This is a genomic window from Francisella sp. SYW-2 (assembly GCF_008711475.1).
In the GTDB taxonomy this organism is placed as follows: domain Bacteria; phylum Pseudomonadota; class Gammaproteobacteria; order Francisellales; family Francisellaceae; genus Francisella; species Francisella salimarina.
Genome location: NZ_VXKO01000010.1, coordinates 13,583 through 32,090 on the forward strand (window position 1 = coordinate 13,583; position 18,508 = coordinate 32,090).

Consider the following 18,508-nt stretch of genomic DNA (forward strand, 5'->3'; position numbering starts at 1 on the left):
AAATTAGAAATCAAAATATGAGTAAATTAAGACTATAAAAGCTACTCTAGCTCTAAAAGCTCTTCCCATAAAAGATACTTACCTTCAAGATCAATATTTAAAGTATCAAGTTTTTGCTGAATTTCATTTTGCTGTGTTTGTGACTTTTGATAAAAATCCAACTCTCCCATTTCCTGTTGAATCAAAGCAATATTCGCTTCTAGTTTTTCTATTTGACTTGGTAAATTACGTAACTGTTTTTTTTGCTCATAAGTTAATTTATTTTTTGACTGTAGAGCTTTGTTTGTCTCTTTGACTGGCTGCACAAGTTGCTTTCGTTGTGCTACCCAACTATCATAGCCACCAATATATTCTTGCAAATTACCATTCTCAAAAACTATAGTACTAGTTGCAACATTATTTATAAACTCTCTATCATGACTGACAATAATTACAGTTCCTTGATAGCTTATAAGCATTTCTTCAAGAATCTCTAAAGTTTCAATATCTAAATCATTGGTTGGCTCATCAAGTATAATAACATTACTAGGCTTTGATAAAATCTTAGCTAACAACAATCTATTTTTTTCGCCGCCTGATAAGTGTGTAATAGGAGAGTGTAATCTCTCTGGAGTAAACAAAAACTTTTGTAAATAGGTAATTACGTGAGTTTCCTTACCATCTATATTAATAAAATCAGAACCTTCTTTAACGTTGTCAATTATACTCAAAGACTCATCTAGCTGATCTCTTAACTGATCAAAATATGCAATTTTAATATTATCAGCTAAAGTTACTGTACCTTGCGTAGGTTTATCCAATCCGAGCAGCGAATTTAACAGGGTTGTTTTACCACAACCATTTTGACCAATAATTGCAATCTTATCACCCTTTTGAATTTCAGTGGAGAAATCTTTAAATAAAAAGTCACCTTCATACTCAAAGCCAATATTGTCAGCTTGAATAACCTTTTTGGAAGATTTATTGGCTTGAGCCACTTTGATATCAGCCTTTCCAATACTTTCTCTACGCTGTTGTCTATCACGACGCATTTGTTCTAGTGCTCTAACACGCCCTTCATTTCTGGTACGTCTTGCTTTGATACCTTGACGAATCCAAGCCTCTTCTTGAGCTAACTTTTTATCAAACTCGCTATTTGCTTTTTCTTGTGCATCTAGAATCTGCTCTTTCTTTTCAAGAAACCTCGTATAGTTACCATCAAATGAATATAAATGTCCCCTATCAAGTTCTATAATACTTTTAGCAACATTATTTAGAAACTTCCTGTCATGCGTAATAAAAAGTATCGCACCAGTAAAGCTTGCTAAGAATTCTTCAAGCCAGCTGATTGAGTCAATATCCAAATGGTTTGTTGGCTCATCTAATAAAAGTAAGTCTGGTTTTTTTATCAAAGCTCTTGCTAGAATAACTCTTCTTTTCATCCCCCCAGATAGATCTTTAAAAGAGGCTGCTGAATCAAGATTAAGTTTAGAGGCCAAAACTTCAACATCATTTAAGTATGACCATCCATGCTTTTCATCAATATAGCTATGTAAATTTTCAAGTTTAGTAGATTCAGGATCTAACACTAAAGTCTGCTGATATGCTATCAGATGCTCACCGAGCTCTCCTAAACCTTGTAATATGACTTCTGAAACACTTCCTCTGATATCACTAGGAACTTCTTGTATCATACTAGCAACAATAGCATTATTATGAACTATTATCTCACCACCATCTGGAATAACATTACCTTCAATAATTTTAAGCAGTGATGATTTGCCTGTACCATTTCGTCCAATTAAACAGATTCTTTGTCCTTTTGTAACTTCTAAATTAACCTTATCAAGGACTATTTGAGTGCCGAAGTTTAAACTTACATTTTTAAGAGAGATTAGCTGCATTTAAGAAAAATAATCAAATTTAATTAATGCTGATTATTGTACCCTTTCACGCAAGATTTTGATAGAAAAGACAAAGATAATAGCAGCAATAAAATACATAAAGCCAGCAAATGTAATAGGTGAACTTGGCGATATTGAGGATAAGTGTCCCATCATAATATCATTTAAAAACCATGCAAGACCAAAACCAGCTCCAGCTGCTCCCATTGCTTTACCTTGCTCTTTGTCAGACACAGCTGCTGAGATCATTGAAAGAAGTGCTGTATAGCATATAAGCTGAGATGCAGATAAAACTATTGTTAAAACCCACTGTGCCACTTCATTAAATATAATTGATACTAAAATAAATCCAATACCACAAATAACAGCAGCTCTCACAAAAGCTACTTGATTTGATACTTTTGCAAAAATTTTGGGCTGTATCAAAATACTCGCTAATGCTGTAGCTAACCCCATCACTGCATAAAATGCTCCTGTCATAGAAACATTATAACCATATGTTAGGTTTAAGAATAGAGCTACTCCCTGCGCATAAAACCCCCAAGCACACTGAATAAGAAGATATACAACTCCAACTAATCTCACACGTTTATCTGATAGTAGAAAAGATATAGTTTTATAGATCGTACCCAGCTGAATAACCAAACCTGGATTTTTTGGTAGATCTCTCTTCATGATAATAACTATAAATGTGATATTTACTAATGCTAAGACAGCAGCAAATACAAATGGTATTGTATGGCTTACTTCCATCACTGATACAAAACTAGTAATTACTGGACCAACAACAAAGCCTAAAGATGCCGCCATAGTTATGTAACCCAGATTTCGTGATCTATCTTCCTCCGTGGATACATCAATAACCGCAGCTTGAGCGATTTCAAAAGCTCCACCAGCTAAGCCACAAACAAATCTACTAGCTACAAATAATAAGTAATCATGTGAATATATCGCATACGCTGATAAAAGATAAGAAACACAAGTTGTTGATAAAGCCACAACTAATATTATCTTACGCCCATACTTATCAGATAGCTCACCTATTATTGGGCAACCAATCATCAGTCCTAGTGGCCAACAAGCCAAAGCTATAGAGTAATACCAATTTTGAAAATTACCACCTGGATCACCAAATGTGACACAAGATTGGCCAAAGAATAGCGAAGGCATAATTGGAAAAACAAGTCCTGCTCCCATAATATCTATAATAATTGTCGTGATAAGTATGGGAATTAAAATATTTTTAGAGTGTAAGTTCATAACTTCTATAACCTCGTAACAAGTACAAATAAAAGATTTTTTAATAAGAAAATTTAAGCGTATATACTACCGTAACAAGCTTAGTTTATCAATGTTTAGAGATTTGCAAAATATAGTTATATTCTAAAGAAAGCTTTTTCAACGCATTAAGGAACATCTTTATATAGAATATAAAACTCTCATCCTTATCGTTCAAAACTTTAACATCTTTTAATAAAGGTAAAATATGTCTTTCAAAACGCAATAACTCCTTATAACTTATGCGCTTACGTTTCTTAATATCTTCTGACACATCAGTTAATGATTTCATAATATAACTCTTAAATTCTATAAAAGCTGGCTCCTTATCAAGATCTGCAATTGTTTGAGGATCAAAAGAAAACTCTATGTATTCATACATAACGATCATATATCTGTATAGCCTACGAATATATAAACTCATCTTTTCAAACTCATGCACTTTTTTTGCAGATTTTTCATACTTCAGCTCTTTAATAAGAGTAAGGTGTTTTGCAAATTCATGAAATATACTGACTCTAAGCTTTTTATGAGAATGATTACGCTCAATAAACAGAATATCAAAAAAATCATGAATTTCTGAAATTGTTTTAATATAGCTTTCTTTAAGCCTTGTTTCTGCTCTAATTGGAAATATAAACCTATTCACAAATAATGAGATCGCTATACCCAAAGATATTTCAATAGCTCTATAGATAGCAACTTGAACACCCGGCTGTTTATTTAGAATAATAATTATAAGAGTAATTCCTGCTAATGTACCAGCATAGCTATATTTAGAAGCTCCTGCAAAGTAAACAGCTAAAAATATAAATGGTAGAATTAACACTACTTGTAAAATATGATTTTGGACTGAAGCTATAATAACCAAAGCCACTAAGGCTCCTGCAACTGTCCCCAAAAACCTCATTAGTGCCTTATCTAGAGCTCCTCCTAAGTTAGGCTGAGTAGACATCACAACTACTACTGTAATTGTCATCCATAGATACATTTGCTCTATATTAAAAAAATTTCCTAACAGAAGACCAAGTGTATAAGCAATCGCAACAGCTATTGTAGCTTTAAGAGCGTTTATCGCTGCATACTTATTACTATTTAAAAAAGCAAATTGCATTTAAATACCTTTAGTTTATAAATTAACTATTCAGCACTAGCTCTAAAAGTTAACAAATCTACCTGAAATAAATACTCCTTTGTACTGTTATCACAGGCTTCTTTGCCTTACTGCTTCATATAATGCCACACCTGTAGCAACAGAAACATTTAAGCTAGAAACTTCTCCTAACATTGGTAATTTAGCAAGAAAATCACAACTAGCCTTTGTACGCTGACGCATACCACTACCTTCTGCACCAGCAATTATTGCTACAGAATCTGCCAAATTCATCGAATATAAGCTATCATCTGCCTCGCCTGCTAAACCAATAACCCATACCCCTAATTGTTTGAGTTTTTCGATTGCTCTAGCAAGGTTAGTAACAACTACAATCTTTGTATGCTCTGCAGCACCGCAAGCAACTTTTTTGACCGTTGCATTGACTGGTGCACTATTATCTTTGGGAATAATTATAAAATCAATACCTGCCGAATGTGCACTACGTATACACGCACCAAAATTATGAGGATCTTGGACATTATCTAATATTAAAATAAAAGTATTTTTATGCTGAGGAATTAGATTTTCAATATCATTCTCAGAATATGTTTTAAAATCATTTATCTCTATGGCAAAGATATTTTGATGATTTGCATCTTTTCTGATTCGTCCAGGAAGTTGCTTAAAACTATCAATAAACGTAACTTTCAAGCCTTTTGACTCAGCTTTAGAGATAATACTTTCAATCTTTTGATTAGCATTTGACTTCTTAAATACCAATATTTCTTTTGCTTGATTAGCTTCTACTAAACTATCAACAGCATGAATACCATAAATTAAACAGCTCATTTAGTCTCCAAAAACTTAACTAACTTCTCTCTTAATCCATCAAACGAGCCATTACTCATCATCACAAGCTGGATATTCCTGTCTTGGTACTTAGTTAACAATTCACTTATACGATTAACAAAATCATCAACACTAACTATAAAATCAACATTACTACTATTTTTAAGAACTTCTTTCGCATCCCATTTTAGTAAACTATGATTATACAACAACACTCTATCAGCTTCTATAATTGACATCGGCAAATTATCTTTATTATCACCTTGACGCATTGTGTTTGAGCGAGGATCTATAAGAGCTATTAAATAAGCTTCTTTATCTTTATTACGCACAGCTTCTAAAGTTAGCTTAATAGAAGTTGGGTGATGGGCAAAATCATCATACAAAGTAACATCATTCTGACGAGATAATACTTCCAACCGTCTTTTAACTCCTCTAAAGCTTTCTAAAGCATTTTTTATCACTTCATCGGATATGTTTAGTTGTTTTGCTACAGCATAGGCACTCATAGCATTAAGAGCATTATGCTCGCCTATTAAGCTCCATGATATTTCAATATTATTTCCACTAATATCACATAATTCAAACTTTGAATAATCTGCTGTATGCTTGGTTATACTGATACCATTACTAGAATTCACTCTGACTAGCTCTGACCAGCATCCCATTGATATTATTTTTTGAACATTCTCATCTTTGTCATTATAAATAATCTTTGCTGTTGATGGCATTTTTCTGAGTAATTGATGGAATTGCCAAAATATTGCATCAATATCTTTAAAAATATCAGCGTGATCAAACTCAATATTATTAATCACAAAAATACTTGGATCATAATGAATCAATTTTGAGCGTTTATCAAAAAAAGCCGTATCATATTCATCAGCCTCGATAACAAAATATTCTGAGTCTGTATAACGTGATGAAACTCCAAAATCACTACTAACCCCTCCAACCAAAAAACTAGGATTTAAGCCAGCTTGCTCTAGTATTTTGATAGTCATTGTAGTGGTTGTAGTTTTACCATGTGTACCAGCTATTGCAATTACTTTTTTATATTTAAGAATATTTTGATATAGCCACTCTGGACCTGAGAAATAGTTTAACTTTTCTGCGAGGATTTTTTCTATTATTGGTATACCTCTTTTCATAATATTACCAATAATAATTTCATCAGGATTTGTATCTAGTTGATCACAATCAAATCCTTGTAGTATCTCTATACCTTGAGATTCAAGATAAGTACTCATTGGTGGATATACATTAAGGTCCGAACCTGTTACTTTATACCCCTTTTGTTTGGCTAATACCGCTAAAGAGCCCATAAAAGTACCGCAGATACCTAAAATATGAATATGTTTTGACATTAATTTTTTTTGAAACTAACTAGTAAAGTAGTTAAATTATATCAGCTTATTAAGTTTAAATATATTAATAGATCTTTTATCTTAAACTATAATTACTTGGTATTCCCAAAGTTATTATCTATAATTTATAACAAGTTTGAATATGTTAGGACATAATATATGTTTATAGAGTTTGCCCTTAAGAATCAGGTACTTAAATTTGGTGAATTCACCCTTAAATCAGGACGTATTAGTCCATACTTCTTCAATGCTGGATTATTTAACACAGGTGATCAACTTGCCACACTTGCTGATTATTACGCTCAATTGATTATCAAAAGCGATGTGAAGTACGATATCCTTTTTGGTCCAGCATATAAAGGAATCCCTCTAGTTGCAGCTATTTCTACTGTATTAGCGCTGAAATACAACATAGATATGCCTTACGCTTTTGATCGTAAAGAAGCAAAAGATCATGGTGAAGGTGGAGTATTTGTTGGTGCCGATATGACTAATAAAAAAGTATTACTCATAGATGATGTAATGACTGCTGGCACAGCATTTTATGAATCTTACAACAAGCTAAAAATCATCAATGCTGAAATAGCTGGTGTTGTACTATCTATAGATCGTCAAGAGAAAGCTAAAGATAGCGATATTTCAGCAACTAAGAAAATATCTCAAGATTTCAACATCCCAGTTTTAGCGGTGACAAACTTTGAAAGTATTTTTGAGTATGTCAAAGAAAACCTTGATGAAACAATAATCGAAAAATTTAAACAATACCGTCAAAAATATGGCTCATAACAAAGATATTTATCTAATTTCAGATCTTCATTTAAATGCTAACCATGCTGAGATGGCCGATCTTTTTAAAAGGTTTTTAGATAGTATTACATCTACACAAAACCAGCTTTTTATTCTTGGTGACTTTTTTGATTATTGGATCGGTGATAACCATAGAGATGACTTTTATCATAAAATCACAAATTGGCTAAAAGAAGCTTCAGATCAAGGTTTAGAAATATTTTTCATGTATGGAAATCGTGATTTCTTGATTGGCAGAAAATTTGCTAAACAAAGTGGCGTGACTCTTATTAAAGATCCGTATTATATAGATATATTTAATCAAAAAATACTCTTCTCGCACGGAGATCTATTTTGTACAGACGATAAGAGTTACCAAACTTATAGAAAATGGATTGCATATAATCCTATTCTAAGATTTATTTTTAGAAGATTACCTTTATTCATAAGAGAATATACAGCAAGAAATGTGCGAAAAGCAAGTTATGTAAAAAATCGTAAAAATCCGAATGTTGATGTAACGACCAAAGGTATCGAAAAATATCGTAACAACTGTGATATTATCATTCATGGTCATACGCACAAAATGGCTATACATATGGCGGATAACTATACTAGATATGTACTTGGCGACTGGTTCAAAGATGGTAACTATATAAAAATCTCAAATAATGGTGAAATCATTCAAGTTACTACATTAAATGGATACTAATTTAACTTCAGTGCCGAATTAAAAAAGTTACTTTTATTCAAAAGCTTTTGTGTAAACCTCACAAAGCTCATCCATAGATTTATTTATTACTACTTTATATTGTTCTTTATCTAGTAGCTTCTGTAACGCCGGAGTAGCTGGGACTTGTATGTCTAATACTGGCTCAATTACACTTTCAAACTTAGCAGGGTGAGCTGTTGCTACAATTATATAATCTTTATTTGCATCTAGCTGATTTTTAGCTACAAAGCCTGTTGCAGTATGTGGACAGACTACTTCATTATACTGACGATACACTTGCTTAATTTCTTCTATGATTTCAAAATCAGAAACACATATAGCTTTAACATTTGCTTTGAAATTCTCATAATCACCTAACAGATATAAAAGTCTTTCAAAATTACTAGGATTACCCACATCCATTGCATTTGCCAATGTCTCAACACTTGCTCTTGGGTTAAATTCTCCAGTATTTAAATAATCTATCACTGTATCATTAGCATTTAAGCTCATAGATATCTCACCGATTGGGAAGCCCATTTGTTTAGCCCAAAATGCTGCTGTGATATTACCAATATTACCAGATGGAACTATGTAGTTTGCTTTCTCTCCAGTCTGTAAATAATGCTGCCATGATGTATAAGCATAGTAAGTAGATTGCGGTAATAATCTACCAATATTAATACTATTAGATGTATTTAGTTTTGTTCTTTCTGTCCACCAAGGTGTCTTAAAAGCTTCTTTAACTAAACTTTGACAATCATCAAAAACTCCTTCAACTTCAACAGCTTGGATATTATCGCCCCAGCAAGTTATTTGTTTTTCTTGTCTTTTAGAGATTTTACCCTTAGGGAACATCACTATAACACGAATATTACCCTTACCGTGAAAAGCTGCCGCTACTGCAGAACCTGTATCGCCAGAAGTTGCTACTAAAATTGTAAATGGCTTCTCACTATCGATAGAGCTTAGACAATTTGCTAAAAATCTCGCACCAAAATCCTTAAAAGATAAAGTTGGTCCATGAAAAAGCTCTAAAACAGATGTTGTTTTATCCAAGCGCTTAACTGGCACATCAAAAGTAAAAGCATTATTACAAATCTTATCTAAAGAAGCTGCAAGCTGATCTCCTTTAAAGAACTCTCTCAAAGTATTTGCAGCAAATTCAGCATAGCTGATATCTTTGGTAAAACTCTGCCAATCAACCTTTGGAAATCTCTGAGGTACAAATAATCCTCCATCTGGAGCTAATCCAGACTGCATTGCCTCACTTAATGAAACTTTGATATTTTTATCTCTTGTACTAATAAAATTCATGTCTTACCTTTATTATTTTTTCTCTAATATATATGCACCTTTACCGCTCATAGTACTTATCCAACTATCTGACTTAAGGTTAAATTCTTTAAACTTATCTTGCATTGCTTTAGCAACAACATTCGCATCATCTTGTTTTTTTACAAGTGCAAACATTGTTGGTCCTGATCCTGATATACCACAAGCTATCGCACCTGCATCATAAGCAGCTTTCTGTACATCATAAAATCCTATGATTAATTTAGATCTTCTTGGTTCAATCAATATATCTTTTAGACTTTCACTCAACAATTCAATATCTTGTGTGTATAAAGCACTTATTGTAGCTGCTAAGCATGCACTATGTTCAACTATTGTAGATAAATCATAAGGTTCTTTCAAAAGCTCACGTGCTTTTTTTGTCTCAATTGAAAGATCTGGACAAACTATAACTACATTACAATCAACTATTGGTAAATCTATTTTTTTACATGGTTTTGAACTTTGTAATAATACCAGTCCACCAAACATACACGGAACTGCATTATCGCCGTGAAATGATCCTGATATCAAACTCTCACCATAGATAGCATAGTCAATCAAATCATCATAGCTATACGGTGTTTCAAAAAAAGCATTCATCGCGACTAGAGCAGCAACAGAAGAAGCTGCTGAACCACCCATACCAGAGCCTAGTGTTATACCTTTTTGTATATAAACATCAAAACCTATCTTGATATTTTTATCAGCCAAAAATTTTTTGATTACGGCTGTAGCGACATTTTTATTACTCTCAAAAGGTAGTTTATCTGCACCAGTAGCTCCACTAATTTGTTTGATAACCAACTCGGCATCATCTCTTTTGATAAGTTCTACAGTATCACCTACCCCATCGATAGCAAAACCTAGTAAATCATAACCAACTGTAAAATTTGCACTAGTTGCTGGAGCAAATGCCTTAGCTGATTTAATATTAGCTAATTTCATGACTACTTTTCTCTTATCACAGTTATAACATCAGCATATACACCTGCTGCTGTTACCTCAACACCAGCACCAGCACCTTGGATAACCATAGGTTGAGTATATCTATCTGTATTTATCATCACGATATTATCAGTACCTTTCACATTTGCAAAAGGACTAGATTCATCATAAGCTTGGATACCTACATTTGCAACACCATTAACGATAGATCCAACATAATGCACCCCAGCAAGAGCTTTCTTTTTGTCTGCAATCTGTTGCATTATTTGCTCATTGAATGCTGGAAGTTTTGTGAAGAACTCTTCTACACTACATTCACGCAACTCTTCCGGTACTAAATTTTCGATAACCAAGTCATTCAAGCCTATATTTAGACCTATCTCTCTAGCTAAGATCACCGTCTTTCTCGCGACATCCATACCTGATAAATCTTGTCTTGGATCAGGCTCTGTATATCCAGCATCATAAGCCATTTTAACTGCATCTGAGAAAATTACACCATTATTTAACTGAGTGAACAAATAGCTTAAAGTTCCTGAGAAAATTCCTTTTATAGTGCTAACATGATCACCGCTTTGAACCATGTTTTGTAATGTAACTATAAGAGGAAGACCAGCACAAACGTTTGTTTCATATAGAAAACTAGTGCCATTTTGCTTAGCGACTTTTCTAAGCTCTTGATAAAATTCATAGTTCCCTGAATTTGCATACTTATTAGGAGTAATCACACTGATTCCATTGTTTAAAAAATTAGCATAACTTTTCGAAACATCTTCACTTGCTGTAGCATCAATCACAATTTTTTTGGTAGCCGAAGCATGTGACATAAATTCAGCCAACTTCTCTAGATTAACTTGCTCTGTATTCTCATTAAGTAGATTATCTATATTTTCAAATAATAAATTTTCATAAGAGACACGCATTTGCTTTGAGTTAGTAGCTCCTACCAATACTAAGTTAATACCTCTTGAATACCATTTTTCATAAGTTTGTTTAATTTGCTTAATAAAAGCCTTACCAATATTACCAGCACCAATTACAGCAATTGCAATATCATCACTTACAGAATTATAGTGACGATGCATAGCTTGAACACCTCTAGCTTCATCCTCAGCTTTTACTGCAAATGTAACACTTCTCTCTGAGGATCCTTGAGCAATAGCATGTATATTAATATTTGCTAACTTAAGTGAGTTTACCAACTTTGCTAACGATCCAGTTTTAGACTTCATACCTTCACCAACTGCCGTAATCAAAGCATGATGCTTATGAACAGCAATCTCTTCAATAAGATTATTCTTTATCTCATTAGTAAACTCATGTTTTAAAGTTTCGGTTGCCCTATCAGCATTGACACTATCTATAGCGAAACATATAGAGTATTCAGAGCTCGCTTGAGATATCATCATTACAGATACACCAGCTTTCTCTAGTGCTCCAAAAACTTTGAACGATATACCAGAAACACCTATCATACCAGCACCTTGCACTCGTACTATCGCCACATCTGAGACACTTGTTAGGCCTTTAATAAGACCTTGGTCTTCATCCTTGTCAGCACTAATCTTAGTACCAACCTCATCTGGGGAATAACTACTTTTTATATAAATAGGTGTTCTCTCTAGAGCCATTGGAGCTATAGTTAAAGGATGTACAACAGATGCACCAAAATAAGCAAGCTCAAGAGCTTCTTTATACGTTAATTGTGTTAGAGGTTTTGCCTCTGGAACTACTTGTGGATTAGCACTGTATACACCAGCCACATCTGTCCAAATATATAGCTTATCCGCTTGTAATAGTTTTGCAAAAATAGCTGCTGAATAGTCGCTACAGTTCAAGCCTAATATTGTTCTCTTACCAAGCTTATTTTGAGCAATAAAACCTGTGATAACATATACATCAGCAGGATTTTCAGATTTTATAGCCTTGATTGACTCCAGACTTTGTTGCCAATTAACTGTAACAGGATAATTACTATCATTGACAATCAAACATTCTGAAGCATCTATAAAATACGCATTCTTATCTCTTGATTGCAAATATAACGTAAGAATTTTAGCTGACCATATTTCCCCAAAGCCCAAAATAAAGAATCTCAAACTATCAGCGCAGAACCCTGTAATTACTATAGTACTGAGAATATGCTTAATATCTCTTAAATCTTTAAGAATCGTTTCTCTTAGGGTATTCTCAGCGGGAACTAAATCATGAAGTATAGAACTATGATGCTCAAAAATAAAATTAAGTGTTTCGCTATAATCTTGAGACTCAATTGCTTGATCTATAGCTTTTTGTAAATTACTAGTAGTTTTTGCTGATGCAGAAACTACCACAGCCTCATCGATACAACTAATTATATTCGAAACATTTTTTATCTTCTCTGATGTAGCTAAACTACTGCCTCCAAACTTATGTACTATCATATTCTATACTCTTACTCTTAACAAATATCAAATCGATTACTTTTGTATTATACTTAACCAATAAATTTTATCACTAATAATTATAGGGGTTTTATGCTTAAAGTTGGTTTTATTGGTTGGCGTGGTATGGTTGGCTCAGTTTTGATGTCTCGCATGGTTGAATCAAATGATTTTGATGATATATTACCAACATTTTTTTCAACATCTCAAGCAGGACAACAGCCTTCAGGTTTTATGGAGAAATATGGCATACTGCAAGATGCTTACAATATCGAAGAATTAGCTAAAATGGATATACTTCTAAGCTGTCAAGGTGGTGAATATACCAAAGAAATTCACTCTAAGTTAAGAGCATATGGTTGGCAAGGTTTTTGGATAGATGCCGCATCTACATTACGTCTAGAGAATGAAAGTACCCTAGTGCTAGATCCGTTAAATCATAAGCAAATAATCAACGCTATTGATAGTGGTAAAAAAGACTTTATTGGTAGTAATTGCACTGTTAGTTTAATGTCTCTAGCAATCGCTGGACTACTTAAGGAAGACCTTGTTGAATGGGTTAACTCTAGTACTTACCAAGCGATATCAGGCTCAGGTGCTGCAGCAATGCAAGAACTTCTCCAACAAGCTGACCTTTTGAGTAAAGCTGATGATATAAATGCAGATATCCTAACAAGAGAAAAAACTCTAAGAGAACTATCTAAAGATTCTTCAAAAATCCCTCAACAAAAAACTGTAGAAACTTTGGCTTATAATCTATTGCCTTGGATAGACGTTGGTATGCCAAGTGGACAAACAAAAGAAGAGTATAAAGCCGCTACAGAACTAAACAAGATTCTAGATACCAAGAAAACAATTCCAGTTGATGGCGTATGTGTTAGAGTTCCTAGCCTAAGATCACACTCACAAGCTTTGACAATCAAACTTAGACAGAAATTAACAATTGAAGAAATTAAGCAAAAAATATCTCAAGGTAATGAGTGGGTTAAAGTTGTAGGTAATAACAAAGAAGATACTCTTAAGCATCTAACACCTCAAGCAACTTCAGGAACTCTTGATATCGCTATAGGTCGTATCAAATCATCTCTATTAGCTGATGATATATTTCATTGCTTCACGGTAGGAGATCAGCTACTATGGGGAGCTGCAGAACCACTAAGAAGAGTTTTAAATATTATTAAAAATAAAATCTAAGATAAAATATTAGAAAGTTTAGAAGATAATTATCAATCCTTTTGGACTATTCCCAAACATAACCTTTTGGCAAATCACAAGATACACCTTTTTGACTTAGCATCATAGTTTTCATATTTGTAATAGGACAACTACAATTCGCATACTCTTTTGAACCTTTTTCATATTTGCATGGTTGAGTCATACAACCTGCTACATCAATATTTTGACATTTAACTCCTTCACCTGGTTTTGCGATATCATAGTCCTTATTCATGTCAAAACCATAAGTTGAAATTAAATCAGCACCTGGGATAAAAGAGACATTATCATCTTGAGTATTTTGATTAGCTATATACTTACACACTGGAGCTTCTACTCCTTTACAATCACCACTACCATCCGGTAGACAAGTAGAAAGGTTTTTACACTTTGAACCATCTTTACCACAAACTGCTACTGTCTTATAATAAACACCTAAGTTCATAATTCCATCAATATTGACATAATTAGGACCTGTGAAAACCTTGCATCTACAATTAGCTGTTTTTCCATCTTCGCTTACTTTACATGGCATAGCTTGATTGTTTGGATTTATACCTGTTGCTTTTGGAGAACCTGAGTAGTGACAATTTGCATAAGTAGCTTTTGCACAATATAGTTGTTTAGTTGCACTAGTTGCTCCACCACCAGACCAAGCTGAGCCATATTCAGTAGGCTTACATAAGGTCGGATAAAAAGGCATATTACTACAGTTATCGCCACAAAATGGTCTTACAGAATCACAAAGTGCATTTGACCCCATTAGTGGATACTTTATGATATCTTTACCAAAAGATACACTTACAAGTAATACAAAAACTAATATGACAAAAAATCTTTTCATAATGTCCCTTATAAGTTTTCCTTAACAAATTTGACAACTTCTTCCATCTTAAAGCTTCTAGCTCCTTTGACAGTAAATTTAGTATTTTGAGATTTATACCCATCAAGTACTTTTAATAGATCATTATTTAACTGTTGTTTATCATCATAATATTTAACATTTGAACCTTTATACTCTTCTAAAACAAACTTTATTAAATTTTTTTCGCCAAATAAAAATATATTATCCAAGCCAGCCTTATTGAGCCATTGTCCCATTTTACGATGATAATTCTCGCCCTCATCACCTAATTCTCTCATTGAAGTAATTGCTATAACTTTTTTACCATCAAATTCAGCTAAATCTGCTATAGCAGCTTGGACAGCACCAGCACTAGCATTATATGTATCGTCTACAAGAGTTAACTTATCATTTAGTTTTTCGGTTGAGAATCTGCCTTTATAGTTTTTGATATTTTGCGTATTTTGTAAGAAATCATTAGGTTCTAGTCCTGCAGCAACCACACTAGCTATCGCAAGCATACTATTAGACAAATTATGTTTACCTATGTTTGGTAACTGATAGCTATATTCTTTGTCAAAGATTCTAATCCTAACATCGTATAACTCTGGTGTAACCTGATAATCTAAAATGATGATATCTGCACCTTGATTACTCATTGAGCAAGTAATTTTGTTACAGTCTAATTTATCTGCATAAGCTGGTATTCTTTCATCATCAAGATTTACAATACAAAAGCCGTCTTTGGGTAGAGCTTTAAGAAGCTCACCTTTTTCAATCATTACACCATCTAGAGTTTTAAGATTCTCTAAATGACTAGCGCCAACATTTGTAATCATCGCAACATTAGGCTGGATAATTTCAGCAGCAGCTTTTATCTCACCCGCAACGCTTGTACCAGTTTCAATCACAGCAAAATCGACATCTTGTGGAGTTTCTAAAACTGTCATAGGCACACCAAGATAGTTGTTGAAATTACCTTGTGTAAAATGTACTTTTTTACCACCAAGTAGAGTTACAATCATTTCTTTAACCGTTGTTTTACCACAACTACCTGTTAAGGAGATAATAGGCATTTTTAAACTTTTACGATACTCCTTTGCTAACGCTCGAAGACCCTTAATAGTATTACCACAAACTACTTGTGGAATATTTATATCTTGTTTTTTTGATACTAACAAAGCTTTTGCGCCATTGCTAATAGCACTTGGAATAAAATCATGCCCATCACGATTAGCTACAATCGCGACAAATAAAGCATCTTGTTTAATTTCATTAGAGTTAATGCTAACTGTTTGAATTGATACATCTTTGCCGATATATTCTAAGCCAGCTTGTGTTGCTAATTGTTTTAGTGATTTGATCATTTTTTCTCCATAAGACTCATATCAAATTTCTCTTCCGGTCACTGAGCGAAGTCGAAGTGTGAAGGGGAAATAGCTTTAAATAAACTATCATAGTGAGAGATCATTAATCTGTCACTAGAAATATTTGCTTAAACAAGCCACCCTTTCTCTACAGCTAAATCAATCTGCTCTTTTACATATTGCCATAGCTCTGGAGCAATGTCTTTTAATCCTGAGTTTCTACTGATAACTTTTTCTTTAGGTACTTTGCCATAAGCTACCCAACTACCACCATTATTCTGCATATTTTGTAAAACTGGAACTGCTCGCTCGATAGCTTTTGAATATTTTGCTTCTGCTGTTTGATTATCTTCAAACTCAATCCATAAAGCTTTATACTCATTAGCTTCATCTTCTGGTAACAATGAAAATATTTTCTCTAAAGCTTCTAGTTCTTTGGCGTTCTGTTCCTCAAGTACTGCATGATTATCAAAAGCATAAGTATCACCTGCATATATCTCAACAATATCATGAATCAATAGCATCTTAAGCACTTTTAGCATATCAAACTCTTCACTTGCATATTCTTCCAATATAACGCCCATAAGAGTTACATGCCAACTATGTTCTGCTGTATTCTCTCTACGATTATTATCACATTTTATCAATGCTCTACGATATACGCCTTTTAGCTTATCTATCTCTTGGATAAAACTTATTTTCTTTTCTAAATTTGTCATTTTGCTCCACAAATATCATAAATTTCTCTTCAGAATATTGAAGGGGTGGCAACCTTTAGGTTGACGGAGTAGTGTTTTTATACTTAGCAATAACCTCTCGCTCATCAAAATACTCTTTAATACCATTTTTATCAAGATAGCACTCATGTCCTTTACCTGCTAATAAAATAACATCATTAGCTTTTGAGTTTTCGATAGTATATTTAATAGCTTCTTCTCTACTATCAATAAAAGTATGCTTATCAGGATGACTAAAACCTTTTTTGATATCATCAAAAATACTTTCAATATTTTCAAAACGGTTATTATCTTCTGTAACGACTATTTTATTAGCGTACTCTTCTGCTATTTGAGCCATTAGCGGTCTTTTGGTAGTATCTCTATTGCCACCGCAGCCAAAGATACACCATAAATTGTTTGGATGGTAGTTTACTAGAGTTTGTAGAGCTTTTTCTAAAGCATCTGGAGTATGCGCATAATCAATTATAATCTTTGCACCATTTACTAGTGCAATTACTTCCATACGCCCTTTTACAGGTTTTAATTTAGAAATATTTTCTAGAAGTTGTTCTCTAGTAGAGATATCATCTAATGCCGCTAAGCTCAAACCTAAATTCATTAGATTAAATTCGCCAACTAAAGATGTTTGATAAGTACCCATGTACTTTTGAGAAATATATAAATCAAAGCTTGTTTGCATATTCTCTATACTCTTAGACTCTATATATATATCTGCTTTTTTTGACTTTAGGCTGACTGTTATAATCTCAATACTATACTTTAAGTTAGTATCTATGGATTCCGTGGTCGGAGCCTGACGGAATGACGATTTATTGGTATTTCCCCAAAGTTTCAGACCATATTCATCATCTATATTTATTACCGCTTTTTTAAGGCTTTTAAACTGGAACAATTTTGCTTTAGCCTCAAAATAATTATCCATAGCCTTATGATAATCGAGATGATCATGACTAAGATTACTAAACACTGCAATATCAAAATCTAAACCTTCGGTACGCTTTTGATCCAATGAATGAGAAGATACTTCCATAACAAGATTTTGATAATTCTTATAATATGAAATAGTTTGATATAAAGATAATATATCTAATGTCGTATGGGTACTCTCTTGTAGATCTGGATAAATCCCATTGCCATTTGTACCTAGTAATAATGATTTTTGACCAATTAATTTTTGCAATTGTGCAATATAACTAGAAATCGATGTTTTACCATTTGTGCCCGTTATACCAATTATATTTTGTGGCTTTTTATAATCATAAAACCATTTAGCCAAAGCTGATAACTTATCTTTTAAATTTTCAACATAAAAAATATTAGGTAATTCCCCTTCAGCTATTGAAGAGGTGGCAATCGAAGATTGACGGGGTAGTTTATCACTCAAAATAAGTTTTGTACCCTTAGCTAAAACACTATCAATATATTTATTACCATCATTTGATAGACCTTTGAGAGCTATAAATGCTGATTTTGCGTCACATTTACGACTATCTAAAGATAGCGATTCAATTTCAAAATTATTTTGAGATAAGGTTTGAATATCTAGAAATTTTAATATTTGATTTATACTTTTCATTTTAATTTTCACCACATTAAAGCACTTTATGGCAAGCTTATGTCGAAGTCATTGATCCAGTGACTACAACTGTCTGAGCTTGCGAGTTT

The 18,508-nt window shown here is 33.2% G+C and carries 15 protein-coding genes; 3 read left to right on the forward strand and 12 right to left on the reverse strand.

All coding sequences use genetic code 11. The features are described 5' to 3' along the window. Positions 1 to 41: 41 nt before the first annotated feature. The 5 genes from F3D57_RS04780 to mpl all read right to left on the reverse strand — a co-directional run bounded on the left by F3D57_RS04780 (position 42) and on the right by mpl (position 6,473). The gene (locus F3D57_RS04780) at positions 42 to 1,883 is read right to left on the reverse strand and encodes an ATP-binding cassette domain-containing protein (RefSeq protein ID WP_150465388.1); all 1,842 of its coding nucleotides are present in this window, start codon (positions 1,881 to 1,883) and stop codon (positions 42 to 44) included. A gap of 33 nt (positions 1,884 to 1,916) precedes the next feature. Continuing rightward, positions 1,917 to 3,143 (reverse strand): MFS transporter, encoded by a 1,227-nt coding sequence (locus F3D57_RS04785; RefSeq protein ID WP_150465389.1) that lies wholly within the window; start codon positions 3,141 to 3,143, stop codon positions 1,917 to 1,919. A gap of 88 nt (positions 3,144 to 3,231) precedes the next feature. Next, positions 3,232 to 4,275: an FUSC family protein gene (locus F3D57_RS04790; protein WP_013923554.1), complete on the reverse strand. Its 1,044-nt coding sequence runs from the start codon at positions 4,273 to 4,275 to the stop codon at positions 3,232 to 3,234. Positions 4,276 to 4,365: 90 nt separating this feature from the next. Next, a complete protein-coding gene (rlmB, locus tag F3D57_RS04795) occupies positions 4,366 to 5,106 on the reverse strand; it encodes a 23S rRNA (guanosine(2251)-2'-O)-methyltransferase RlmB (protein WP_150465390.1) in 741 nt (246 codons plus the stop codon). Next, positions 5,103 to 6,473: a UDP-N-acetylmuramate:L-alanyl-gamma-D-glutamyl-meso-diaminopimelate ligase gene (gene mpl / locus F3D57_RS04800; RefSeq protein WP_150465391.1), complete on the reverse strand. Its 1,371-nt coding sequence runs from the start codon at positions 6,471 to 6,473 to the stop codon at positions 5,103 to 5,105. The genes rlmB and mpl overlap by 4 nt, the downstream gene beginning before the upstream one ends. Before the next feature lie 159 nt (positions 6,474 to 6,632). Here mpl and pyrE point away from each other — a divergent pair, with 159 nt between their 5' ends. Together pyrE and F3D57_RS04810 are read left to right on the forward strand one after the other, a co-directional pair. Further along, a complete protein-coding gene (gene pyrE, locus F3D57_RS04805) occupies positions 6,633 to 7,259 on the forward strand; it encodes an orotate phosphoribosyltransferase (protein ID WP_150465392.1) in 627 nt (208 codons plus the stop codon). After that, positions 7,249 to 7,971, forward strand: a complete 723-nt coding sequence (locus F3D57_RS04810; RefSeq protein ID WP_150465393.1) for a UDP-2,3-diacylglucosamine diphosphatase — start codon at positions 7,249 to 7,251, stop codon at positions 7,969 to 7,971. Before pyrE ends, F3D57_RS04810 begins: the two co-directional genes overlap by 11 nt. 33 nt (positions 7,972 to 8,004) lie before the next feature. Here the strand turns inward: F3D57_RS04810 and thrC are convergent, their stop codons facing one another. Genes thrC through thrA form a run of 3 tightly spaced genes read right to left on the reverse strand, consistent with a single transcriptional unit; the run spans position 8,005 to position 12,677 of the window. Next, positions 8,005 to 9,288 carry a threonine synthase gene (gene thrC, locus F3D57_RS04815; RefSeq protein WP_150465394.1) on the reverse strand — a complete coding sequence of 428 codons (1,284 nt, stop codon included), beginning with the start codon at positions 9,286 to 9,288 and terminating at the stop codon, positions 8,005 to 8,007. 12 nt (positions 9,289 to 9,300) lie between these two features. Further along, complete coding sequence (locus F3D57_RS04820; RefSeq protein WP_150465395.1) at positions 9,301 to 10,254, reverse strand: homoserine kinase; 954 nt, start codon at positions 10,252 to 10,254, stop codon at positions 9,301 to 9,303. 2 nt (positions 10,255 to 10,256) lie between these two features. Further along, entirely contained in the window at positions 10,257 to 12,677 is a 2,421-nt protein-coding gene (gene thrA / locus F3D57_RS04825; RefSeq protein ID WP_150465396.1) for a bifunctional aspartate kinase/homoserine dehydrogenase I, read from the reverse strand. Positions 12,678 to 12,770: 93 nt separating this feature from the next. Here thrA and asd point away from each other — a divergent pair, with 93 nt between their 5' ends. Continuing rightward, entirely contained in the window at positions 12,771 to 13,871 is a 1,101-nt protein-coding gene (asd, locus tag F3D57_RS04830; protein WP_150465397.1) for an aspartate-semialdehyde dehydrogenase, read from the forward strand. A 46-nt stretch (positions 13,872 to 13,917) separates the two neighbouring features. On the opposite strand, the gene F3D57_RS04835 is transcribed toward asd, so the two are convergent. The 4 genes from F3D57_RS04835 to F3D57_RS04850 all read right to left on the reverse strand — a co-directional run bounded on the left by F3D57_RS04835 (position 13,918) and on the right by F3D57_RS04850 (position 18,419). Beyond that, positions 13,918 to 14,736 carry a hypothetical protein gene (locus F3D57_RS04835; protein ID WP_150465398.1) on the reverse strand — a complete coding sequence of 273 codons (819 nt, stop codon included), beginning with the start codon at positions 14,734 to 14,736 and terminating at the stop codon, positions 13,918 to 13,920. Between the two features lie 8 nt (positions 14,737 to 14,744). Continuing rightward, positions 14,745 to 16,103 (reverse strand): UDP-N-acetylmuramoyl-tripeptide--D-alanyl-D-alanine ligase, encoded by a 1,359-nt coding sequence (locus F3D57_RS04840; protein ID WP_150465399.1) that lies wholly within the window; start codon positions 16,101 to 16,103, stop codon positions 14,745 to 14,747. Between the two features lie 128 nt (positions 16,104 to 16,231). Then, complete coding sequence (locus F3D57_RS04845) at positions 16,232 to 16,822, reverse strand: HD domain-containing protein (RefSeq protein ID WP_150465400.1); 591 nt, start codon at positions 16,820 to 16,822, stop codon at positions 16,232 to 16,234. Between the two features lie 55 nt (positions 16,823 to 16,877). After that, entirely contained in the window at positions 16,878 to 18,419 is a 1,542-nt protein-coding gene (locus F3D57_RS04850; RefSeq protein WP_150465401.1) for a UDP-N-acetylmuramoyl-L-alanyl-D-glutamate--2,6-diaminopimelate ligase, read from the reverse strand. Positions 18,420 to 18,508 lie beyond the last annotated feature (89 nt).

What these genes read in the sequence shown, in the direction of transcription:
- F3D57_RS04845 (WP_150465400.1), bottom strand. Translation starts at nt 16,822, where the DNA reads ATGACAAATTTAGAAAAGAAAATAAGTTTTATCCAAGAGATAGATAAG.
- F3D57_RS04810 (WP_150465393.1), top strand. Translation starts at nt 7,249, where the DNA reads ATGGCTCATAACAAAGATATTTATCTAATTTCAGATCTTCATTTAAAT.
- rlmB (WP_150465390.1), bottom strand. Translation starts at nt 5,106, where the DNA reads ATGAGCTGTTTAATTTATGGTATTCATGCTGTTGATAGTTTAGTAGAA.
- F3D57_RS04790 (WP_013923554.1), bottom strand. Translation starts at nt 4,275, where the DNA reads ATGCAATTTGCTTTTTTAAATAGTAATAAGTATGCAGCGATAAACGCT.
- pyrE (WP_150465392.1), top strand. Translation starts at nt 6,633, where the DNA reads ATGTTTATAGAGTTTGCCCTTAAGAATCAGGTACTTAAATTTGGTGAA.
- thrC (WP_150465394.1), bottom strand. Translation starts at nt 9,288, where the DNA reads ATGAATTTTATTAGTACAAGAGATAAAAATATCAAAGTTTCATTAAGT.
- F3D57_RS04850 (WP_150465401.1), bottom strand. Translation starts at nt 18,419, where the DNA reads ATGAAAAGTATAAATCAAATATTAAAATTTCTAGATATTCAAACCTTA.
- F3D57_RS04785 (WP_150465389.1), bottom strand. Translation starts at nt 3,143, where the DNA reads ATGAACTTACACTCTAAAAATATTTTAATTCCCATACTTATCACGACA.
- mpl (WP_150465391.1), bottom strand. Translation starts at nt 6,473, where the DNA reads ATGTCAAAACATATTCATATTTTAGGTATCTGCGGTACTTTTATGGGC.
- asd (WP_150465397.1), top strand. Translation starts at nt 12,771, where the DNA reads ATGCTTAAAGTTGGTTTTATTGGTTGGCGTGGTATGGTTGGCTCAGTT.
- F3D57_RS04835 (WP_150465398.1), bottom strand. Translation starts at nt 14,736, where the DNA reads ATGAAAAGATTTTTTGTCATATTAGTTTTTGTATTACTTGTAAGTGTA.
- F3D57_RS04780 (WP_150465388.1), bottom strand. Translation starts at nt 1,883, where the DNA reads ATGCAGCTAATCTCTCTTAAAAATGTAAGTTTAAACTTCGGCACTCAA.
- F3D57_RS04820 (WP_150465395.1), bottom strand. Translation starts at nt 10,254, where the DNA reads ATGAAATTAGCTAATATTAAATCAGCTAAGGCATTTGCTCCAGCAACT.
- thrA (WP_150465396.1), bottom strand. Translation starts at nt 12,677, where the DNA reads ATGATAGTACATAAGTTTGGAGGCAGTAGTTTAGCTACATCAGAGAAG.
- F3D57_RS04840 (WP_150465399.1), bottom strand. Translation starts at nt 16,103, where the DNA reads ATGATCAAATCACTAAAACAATTAGCAACACAAGCTGGCTTAGAATAT.